Genomic DNA, 1,932 nt, shown 5'->3' with positions numbered 1-1,932 from the left:
AGGTTTTATATGGAAAAGATGAAAATGCACTCCCCGAACCTGACCCAGGAGAACATAGCCCGCATTCGTGAGATGTTTCCCGGTTGCGTGACCGAGGCCCAGAGCGAAGACGGCAAGCTGAGGTTTGCGGTCGATTTCGACCAGCTGCGGCAGGAGTTATCCGAGTCCATCGTGGAAGGTCCGCAGGAACGCTACCACCTCAACTGGCCGGGGAAGCGTGAGTCATTGCTGACGGCTAATGCGCCGATTGCCAAGACGCTTCGGCCGTGTCGTGAAGAGAGTGTGGATTTTGATACGACAAAGAACTTGTTCATTGAGGGGGATAATCTGGAGGCGCTGAAGCTGCTTCAGGAGACATATCTTGGCAAGGTCAAGTTGATTTACATCGATCCACCATATAACACAGGTAGTGATTTTATTTATGATGATGACTTTGCTGAAAGTTCAGAGGAGTTTTTGAGAAAATCGAATCAAAAAGATGTGGCTGGTAATCGGCTAGTTACAAATACTGAAGCCAATGGACGGTTTCATTCAGACTGGCTTTCACTTATGTACGGAAGGCTGAAATTGGTGAGAAACATACTCGCAGAAGATGGAGTCATGTTTATAAGCATAGATGATGGAGAGGCTGCTAATCTTCTAAAGCTCTGCGATGAAGTTTTTGGAGAGAAGAACTTCATGGCCAATATCATATGGCAAAAACGTACATCCCCTGACATGAGAACAGCTATCAGCCAGGCGCATGAGTATTTTTTAGTTTATGCCAAAAATTCAGATTATGCGAAGTCAACTTTCAAGAAATTGCCTCTATCTGATGAGCAAAAATCAAACTATAAAAACCCTGACAATGATCCGAGAGGGCCATGGGTGTCTTCAGATTTTACAGCTCAAGGCTTTCGTCCGAATCAGATGTACAAAATTATCACTTCAGGTGGTGCCGAATATTCTCCACCTGAAGGCCGCTGTTGGAAGAATGTAGAAGAAGTGTTTAAGCAACAAGTGGCTGAAGGTCGTTTCTGGTTTGGAGCAGACGGGAAAGGTGTCCCGCGCAGAAAAACATATTTGTCAGAAACAGAAGGATATGTTCCTTGGACATGGTGGACTAATAAAGAAGTTGGTCACTCGCAGCAAGCAAAGAAAGAGGTGAATTCCCTCTTTGGGAAAGCAGAAGTGTTCTCAACGCCAAAACCTGTCGCTGCGTTAAAACGCATGCTTCAGATTGCATCTGATTCCGATTCTATAGTTTTGGACTTTTTCGCCGGGTCATCATCAACTGCGCATGCTGTTATGGAACTTAACGCTGAAGACGGTGGCAACCGCAAATTCATTATGGTACAGCTCCCTGAACCGTGCGACGAAAAGTCTGAGGCCTTCAAGGCAGGCTACAAAACTATCGCTGAAATTAGCAAGGAACGCATCCGTCGAGCAGGCAAGAAAACTCTGAAAGATGAATGCCACGAGGGATGGAACAAGGACATCGGCTTCCGCGTCCTCAAGATCGATTCATCCAACATGGCCGACGTCTACTATACGCCGGACTTCATCGAGCAAGGTCAGCTGAAGATTTTCACCGACAACATCAAGCTGGACCGTAAGCCCGAAGACCTGCTCTTCCAGGTATTGTTGGACTGGGGCGTGGATCTGTCGCTGCCCATCCGCAAGGAAACTATTCAGGGCAAGACCGTTTTCTTTGTCGACGAAAACGCCCTGGTCGCCTGCTTCGATACCGGCGTGAACGAGGACTTGGTCAAGGAACTGGCCGGGTTCGAGCCTTTGCGCGTGGTCTTCCGCGATAGTGGTTTTGTGTCCGACGCCGTCAAGATCAACGTGGAACAAATCTTCAAACAGATGTCTCCGGGCACTGATGTGAAGTCGATATAGGGAGGGGCTATGGGAACTTCTTTGGATAAATTAACGATAAAAGGCTTTAAG

Annotated in this window: 1 protein-coding gene; it reads left to right on the top strand. The window is 47.4% G+C overall.

Annotated features, from left to right (window positions below; genetic code table 11):
- Positions 1-9: 9 nt before the first annotated feature.
- The gene (locus COV52_02215; GenBank protein PIR11770.1) at positions 10-1,881 is read left to right on the top strand and encodes a site-specific DNA-methyltransferase; all 1,872 of its coding nucleotides are present in this window, start codon (positions 10-12) and stop codon (positions 1,879-1,881) included.
- The last annotated feature ends 51 nt before the right edge of the window (positions 1,882-1,932 follow it).

It is taken from the genome of Gammaproteobacteria bacterium CG11_big_fil_rev_8_21_14_0_20_46_22, assembly GCA_002796245.1.
Classification (GTDB): Bacteria; Pseudomonadota; Gammaproteobacteria; order UBA12402; family UBA12402; genus 1-14-0-20-46-22.
The sequence above is the reverse complement of the archived record's forward strand: the minus strand, read 5'-3'. Positions and strand labels throughout refer to the sequence as shown.

Excerpts from the sequence above, each read along its gene's own strand:
- COV52_02215 (PIR11770.1), top strand. The coding sequence starts at position 10 with ATGGAAAAGATGAAAATGCACTCCCCGAACCTGACCCAGGAGAACATA.